9 protein-coding genes are annotated in these 6825 nt (G+C 53.0%); 3 read left to right on the top strand and 6 right to left on the bottom strand.

All coding sequences use genetic code 11. The features are described from left to right. Positions 1-135: 135 nt before the first annotated feature. The 6 genes from ACFWW2_RS01825 to ACFWW2_RS01800 all read right to left on the bottom strand — a co-directional run bounded on the left by ACFWW2_RS01825 (position 136) and on the right by ACFWW2_RS01800 (position 5651). Complete coding sequence (locus ACFWW2_RS01825; protein WP_393925656.1) at positions 136-744, bottom strand: transposase; 609 nt, start codon at positions 742-744, stop codon at positions 136-138. Positions 745-1077: 333 nt separating this feature from the next. After that, the gene (locus tag ACFWW2_RS01820) at positions 1078-2193 is read right to left on the bottom strand and encodes an endonuclease/exonuclease/phosphatase family protein (RefSeq protein ID WP_393925655.1); all 1116 of its coding nucleotides are present in this window, start codon (positions 2191-2193) and stop codon (positions 1078-1080) included. A 116-nt stretch (positions 2194-2309) separates the two neighbouring features. After that, the gene (locus tag ACFWW2_RS01815; protein WP_393925654.1) at positions 2310-3101 is read right to left on the bottom strand and encodes a nucleotidyl transferase AbiEii/AbiGii toxin family protein; all 792 of its coding nucleotides are present in this window, start codon (positions 3099-3101) and stop codon (positions 2310-2312) included. Continuing rightward, complete coding sequence (locus tag ACFWW2_RS01810) at positions 3098-3889, bottom strand: type IV toxin-antitoxin system AbiEi family antitoxin (protein ID WP_393925653.1); 792 nt, start codon at positions 3887-3889, stop codon at positions 3098-3100. Before ACFWW2_RS01810 ends, ACFWW2_RS01815 begins: the two co-directional genes overlap by 4 nt. Positions 3890-3979: 90 nt before the next feature. After that, positions 3980-4477, bottom strand: coding sequence for a hypothetical protein (locus ACFWW2_RS01805; protein WP_393925652.1), 498 nt, complete (start codon positions 4475-4477; stop codon positions 3980-3982). Continuing rightward, positions 4467-5651, bottom strand: coding sequence for a hypothetical protein (locus tag ACFWW2_RS01800; protein ID WP_393925651.1), 1185 nt, complete (start codon positions 5649-5651; stop codon positions 4467-4469). Before ACFWW2_RS01800 ends, ACFWW2_RS01805 begins: the two co-directional genes overlap by 11 nt. Positions 5652-5769: 118 nt before the next feature. On the opposite strand from ACFWW2_RS01800, the gene tnpA reads away from it, so the two are divergent. From tnpA to ACFWW2_RS01785, 3 genes are all read left to right on the top strand, one after another. Beyond that, positions 5770-6162, top strand: coding sequence for an IS66-like element accessory protein TnpA (gene tnpA, locus ACFWW2_RS01795; RefSeq protein ID WP_393925650.1), 393 nt, complete (start codon positions 5770-5772; stop codon positions 6160-6162). Beyond that, positions 6159-6506 carry an IS66 family insertion sequence element accessory protein TnpB gene (tnpB, locus tag ACFWW2_RS01790; RefSeq protein WP_393925649.1) on the top strand — a complete coding sequence of 116 codons (348 nt, stop codon included), beginning with the start codon at positions 6159-6161 and terminating at the stop codon, positions 6504-6506. The genes tnpA and tnpB overlap by 4 nt, the downstream gene beginning before the upstream one ends. A gap of 49 nt (positions 6507-6555) precedes the next feature. Next, on the top strand, positions 6556-6825 hold a 270-nt coding region (locus tag ACFWW2_RS01785; RefSeq protein WP_393925648.1), incomplete at its 3' end, for a transposase.

The following is a 6825-nucleotide window of genomic DNA, read 5'->3' as shown; positions in this document are numbered from 1 at the left end:
CAACATTGTGGTTTCCTTTGATGGTTTGGTTTGCACCTCCATCAAAACGGACAACCATCATCTCCATCAAGAGATGTGCCGTCCCCATTTCAGCTTGCTGAGAAGGGGGCGGTGTCAGATCACATCGAGACTAATTCACATTAGGCGCAGGCCCCAACTTTTGATCTCAGAACTAGCAACAGATCGCATCATCATCGCGTTCGCGGCGCTGTAGAGCGTCGCCCGGACGTCAGGATCACCCGCCTTTGAGATGCGTCCTGGATTGTCCATTTCACCAGACTGGTATCGCCTCGGCGTAAGCCCAAAATGCGCAGCTACCGTGCGCGAGCTGGTAAACCGTGATGGATCATCTACGGCGGCGCGGAACGTCAATGCCGCAATGGGGCCAACGCCCGGAATCGCCATGAAGCGCAAACACGTCTCATCATGGCTTGCCGTCTGTTTCACCCGCCGATCCAATTCGCGGTAGGTCCGGTAAAGCACCGCCCGCGCATCAAGCAACGGCAAAAGCGCATGTGATAAATCAGGATCAGCTTCAATCAGTGGTCTGACGCGTTCATCAAATGATCCCTGATCAACACGGGATGGAAGTCGAAGGCCAAAGAACAGATGCTGGCTCATCGCACCAGCTTCAAAGCCAATTTGCATCACTGGCTTCGACAAGTCTCGTAAACAGTGGGCAATATCCTCAATCTCGCAAGCAACTGAGCGTTCGAAAATCAACTTGCCATCGGTATCAATCACGCAAACTGCGACAGTTCTCAACGACACATCCAGTCCGACATAGTAATCCATTTCGTTCTCCTCAAATTGCAGAAACACTCTGCAACTCTATCAAGAACCTGACCCCATTATCTGGTCAGCCCGATTACCCATGCTTTGTCCGCTCCGCGGACGCCGAGCGGAACTTACTTGAACGAAAGCATTGACGATAGTGGGTCCCATTATCGTTACCGCTTCTGGGGACAGATTTAGGTCAATTCGAAACCTGTGAGGAACTGGAAGGCCACCTCACACGGAGTCCGTGCCGTCCGCAATGAATGCGGTCTCGACCACCACTCGCTACGGGCCTATCCGCTAAATTGTGACAGTCGCAACAACCGGGCAATGGTCGCTGGCCTTTGGTCGGTCATGTCCAATCCTTGGGTAGCGTGAGATAGCGCCGGAATTGGGTACGCGATAGGGCTGCCCACCTCGAATAATCTCGACATCTCTCACTGACTCACGAAGTGCCGGTGAAACAATAATATAGTCGAGCTGTGTCTTCGTTCGGTCGCTTGCATAGTAATGCGTCCAGCGTTCATTTTCTGGCAGCACATCGACCACGTTAAATCCGAACCCATCTTTAACGAGTGGATCGATACCAGAAGGTTTATCGTCAGCGAGATGCACAACCTCCTCGATAGGGTTTCCATTGCCATCAAGTGCGGAGCGCACTTTGACTTGCATTCGGTAGTCATTCAAATCGCCAACAACGACCCATTTGCCCACCGCCGGGTCAGGGAATTTTCGGCGGATGATTTCCCGAACTGATAGGGCTTCGAGTTGACGAACGCCGATGGTGGCCTTCCGTCCCCCTCCCATGGATTTGAAGTGGCAGTTAAAGATCGTCAGAGAGTCGTCACCATCCCTTATCTCCAGTTCCAGGCAGTCCCGCCTGAAAACCCTGCGGCGCTGCTTAATTGGCTCCTTGATATCGGGAAATTCGGCGACCAATTCGCGGCGACGATCTGCATTTCCAAGCCATCCTGGTGTCAACCAAGCATGAGAGCGAGCCATGACCGGTCGGATGTCGCGTGTCATTGCCGCGACGTCGATCCCCCTCGGATCATTTCCTTCTTGAAGCACAAGTTGCGGAAACCGGTCCTTCGTCGCCTTGTATAGATACGCATCGCGAAATCGTTCAAGCGCGCCGATACCATCTACTTCTTGAAGGCAGAAAATCATTGGATCAGCCTCTGCCATAGCAAGCGCGGTATGCTGTCTTTTGTCATCGTCCTGTGCCACAGCCGCTGACTGCATGAGGCGTTTAAAGTCATCAAATTTTGACAGGTCACCGTCCTGATTTGCAAAATCACCTAGGAATTTTATAACCGGTGGCAGGTAACGCTGATCTCGCTCGCTAGTAAATGCTCCAAAATTGAACCGCGTAAAAAGGTTCTCGATGTTAAAAGTTGAAATCTTAGCGTCCATAAGCATACCCCCTAATTTGACAATCGTCTCATGGAAAAACGGTTTCAGCAAGAAATCAATCTATAGGCGATCGCAGGGCGTCGTATTCTGATTATTGGTCGAATGAATGACACCCACTACTCCATCCTTGCAAGCAGCGTTGCCATGACCCGTTGCGCCATTCCTTTCATGTCCCATTCGAAATCACTGCGAAGCAGCGGTGAGATATCAGCCGTAAAGGTTGGGTCGTTTAGTTTGGCAGCTATGTTTTCTTCTAGCTGTGTTCGCGTGACGCGATGCCCGCCGTGATCCATGTAGGAATTGAAGGCTTTGAGTATTTGTTGGGGGTCTGCATCCGGATGTTTAAGAGCGACGTCCAAGTCGAACAAATCCCGCCCCTTCTTGCGTTGATACAGCGCACGCAACTTCGTTCCGAGTAACTCGTTCAATCCGTAGCTGGCTATGTCGCAACTGCCTTCAAACCATCGTGAACGGACCTCAAATGGAATCAATTCGGTTCCGTAGACAGAAAAGTGTTCACGGGTATTGATCTCAACCTTTAGTTTGAGCGGTACGGGCGGTGTTTCTTCGGATTCAAACCGATACGCGAAAGTCACCCGACCCTCGGTCTGCTTGTAGCGCGGCCTACCCAGCCAGGGGTCTAACACTGAGTGTAGCCGATCCATCAAATCGCCAGCAGCCCCAGCCTCAATTTGGACGAGATCAATGTCTTCTGAGTACCGGGCTGGGGGCTTGAGGAAGAGTTTGTAGAGTGCGGTACCACCACGAAACGCAAGTTGTGCCTTTAGCAGATCATCCGAAAAAATGTCGATGAGGGCGCGGCTGATCACGAGATCCTGCTCTACTTGACGATCATCGATCCAGGGTGCTTCTGTGCGCCATTCGGTAATGAAATCGCGCGGTATCATAAATCAATCTCCACCGATGAGTTGATATAGACTTTCCAACGCTCATTTTTTGAAGCGTTGTTGTGCGAGAGATTTGGTGCCAGCGGCGTGTAGTCGCGTGCCCTTGTCGCTACAAGAGAAAGCAACGTCTGAGAGACTTGATGCTGATCCACATGATCGAGCAGATAGCCGAGCCGTTGAACCCAGACCGTGGGAGAGTCTTTTGCCAAGCGCGCCAACTGGTCACCATCCATATCGTCGGCAAGGTCCGAGAGCACTGTGGCAACCGTGTCCAGACCGCCTGCTCTATCGGTATATCCAACAAGATCGATAGCGGTCGCTTCTGGCGTAGAAACCTTCAACGCACCCCGCGGCGTGTTGAATTGGCGCACTGGCACGGAGGCAATGCGCTTGTTCGCGATGAAGGAGACTTTAACACTACCGCATTGAATATCTTTGCGCGAATGCGCAACGAAAGCTTGAAAGGTTTGGGGCCGCTGATGCGCGGCACCGTAATATTGTGCTGCCGTCAGAAGGCCTGCATAGTAGGCTTCACCGCTACGATCAAAGAGTGCTGGGATAAATTGCTCCGCCGGAAGGCACCCCAGAGATCGATATTCCGGCGGCACGATCACATAGAAACCCCTTGCTGGTGAGGCAATCAGGCCCTGCCTGGCCAAACGCGAAAGAGCGTTATGCGTCGCAGGTTTCGATGCATTGAGGGCAGCGGCGATCTCGTCTACATCAAAGTCATATCGACCGTGCGAGGCGAGCGCGTCGATATAGTCCTTTGCTCTGGCAGGCTTCATTTCCGATATCATGCACTCTAACTAACACTTTTCGTTAGTTTGTGGAAGTGTGGTCGGAAGCATTCGATCTCACCGCTAATAGAAGAGCATTCATATCTTCATCCACTCGGTAAAATCCGATCGCCGCTCATAAACCTTTCTAAGAGCATCTTTGACGGTCGATTGGCGTCCAGAAATGTTAATCACCAATGTATCCATCGCACGCGTCAATGGGATCATAGACCACTGCGCCGCGAAAGCAGCCGCAAGTTCTTCCCTTGTATCAAACAATCCACCGAGATCTTGTGGCGAGGAAAGCCATTGTTGGTATTTGTAATCAAACAAATCATCAAAAGCGTAATTGATAACGCACCACCCTTCGAGGCCACGACAGGAGTCGTATTGGACAATGCGCAGCGCATCTCGATCGGTTGGATAGTGCTCGCGCACATCCGATGACGACGCATCCCAAACGGTTCCTCCATTCTGTGTGATGGTCCGGCCTGGAATAGAATAGCTCTCATCTTCATCATGGAGAACCAGAGACGGTGGCACACAGGCAAGAAAATCAACCGCATAGTTGCCCAAATCTGCTGCCTCAGCACTCACTCACTCGTTCGACCAGCGCAGTCTTTGTCGACAAGTCGCCTTCGACGATTATGACGCGCCCGCCATTCGCGTCGGAACTCGGCTCAAGGTCCCAATTCTGCAGTCCCAGAGCACCCGCAAAATCAGACACAAAATGAGCAAGGTTTGCCTTCATCCGCAGACAACGCCGCAATCGACGAGACTGTAGCTTTTCGGACGCAAGACCCGCTGTCCAATCGGCCACAGAAGCACGGACGTATTGATCAACGCCGTCGGCCACAACTATGCGTTCGGCACTGTAGACAGCGCGCAGAATGTCGATCTCATTCGAAGGCCAGTCCTGACCTTCGTCAACAAACACAGCATCCCACAAAAACGCGTCCGTGTTCGCCTCCACGACGCCCGCAAGATCTTCGGAGGACACCGCCCCACTTCGAATGTAGGCCAACAGTGTCTCCTTGTGCGTCTCGTAGTTTTCAAGAAACCCATCATAGTTTTCTATGACACCAAGCTCGTACATCAGGCGGCCAATAAACGCATGAACAGTGTCAATGCTTATGCCACCTTTTTCGATCTGACGCGGCACACCCAGCAATGCCATCGTACGTCTCATATCCGCGACAAGTGCCTTATTGTATGTCAGCATCAGCGAGCGCATTTGCTTGTTATCATAAGCGCGGTATGCCATTTGGAGAAGGATGACGGTCTTTCCGACCCCTCCCCTGCCCCGCACAACAACCTGCTTTTTCGTCAGATCATCAAGCCAAGCGTCCGGGAGGGCAGATTTGGCTATTCTGTCCATGCGCCGTCGGTCGAGCGGCGTAGGCTCCAACGTTTGAAGCAGCGGCGACGTCGGTGACAAGGTTGACTCCAGTACCTCGTCGGAGCCAACATTTAGGGTCACGCGCCGATCGTTGTGTGCAGGAGACGAAATCTGTCCGAGGATATTGAGGACACGCTCAAAGCTTACATCAATGCCGAAGCAATTGTGTGGCCGCTTGGGAAGGTCAGACTCAGTTAGCCCTGTGAAAAAGATGAGGTGAATTAGTCTCGATGTGATCTGACACCGCCCCCTTCTCAGCAAGCTGGAATGGGGACGGCACATCTCTTGAGTGAGATGATGGTTGTCCGTTTTGATGGAGGTGCGAACCGAACCATCAAACAAGGAAACCACAATGTTGAATTCTACTGACAAGATCATCAAACACAAAACCGGTCTGCTGAACCGTAAGCGTCCGGTCTTGCTGCTCTGACGTATCATAGAGTGCGTTGATAAGTGTCCACCATTGATAGTGGACATCTTGAGGGCGGCTATGGCGGGCAAGAAGGGTCAGAAGAAACGGTTCTGGTCGGATGAGGAGAAGGTGTCGATCTGTGCGCAAACATGTGCGCCGGGGGTATCGGTTGCGCAGGTCGCGCGGCGGTATGCCATGAACACCAACCTGATCCACAAATGGCTACGTGATCCCAAGTTTGCACCGGATCGGGAGATTATTGAAGACGAGGTTAGTGAGACGCCCTGCTTTCTGCCTGTGGAGATTGTTGACCGGCCTGCCACCGAAGAACCGGGCGCCGCGCGTGCAGCCAATGCTGCATCCGGCCACAGTGCGATTGAGATCGACATCGCAGGCGGCCATCAATTGAGGATTGTCGGTAGCTACGATCCCGAGGCGCTGGCGCGGCTGATCCGTGGCCTTTCCATATGATCCCTATCCCTGCGAACACGCGCGTCTGGCTGGCCGCCGGTGTGACCGACATGCGGCGCGGGTTCACGACGTTGGCGGCGCAGGCCGAACAAACGCTGAAGCAGGATCCATTCACCGGGCACCTGTTTGTCTTTCGTGGTCGTCGCGGCGATCTCATCAAGATCATCTGGTGGGACGGACAAGGTGCCTGCCTGTTCAGCAAGCGCTTGGAAAAGGGTCGGTTCGTGTGGCCATCGGCGAAAGAGGGCAAAATCGCTCTGACCGCTGCCCAATTAGCGATGCTGCTGGAAGGTATTGATTGGCGTGTGCCGCAACGCAGCTGGACGCCTCTCAAGGCTGGATAAACGCTCTCATGGGATTCCCACCGCGCTGTTGTTTTGCTATGGTCTGGTCATGCTGGACGTCGATAAATCTCTGCCGAAGGACCCCGATGAACTGAGGCAGTTCACGGCCCTTTTGCTGGCCGAGGTGAAGTCACAGGCGGTCTTGATCGAGAAGCTGCGGCATCAGTTAGCAGGTCAACGCAATCACCGGTTTGGCTCTTCATCAGAGAGCATTGATCAGCTTCAACTGGCCCTGGAAACGAGCGAGATCGCAGTCGCCAAGATGACGGCAAAGCTGCGCCTGCCCGATGAGGAACCGAAGGACAAACCAAAGCGCCGC

Source organism: Yoonia sp. R2-816, from assembly GCF_046762905.1.
Classification (GTDB): Bacteria; Pseudomonadota; Alphaproteobacteria; order Rhodobacterales; family Rhodobacteraceae; genus Yoonia.
Note: the sequence above shows the minus strand (reverse complement) of the source record. Positions and strands in the feature narration are given on the sequence as shown.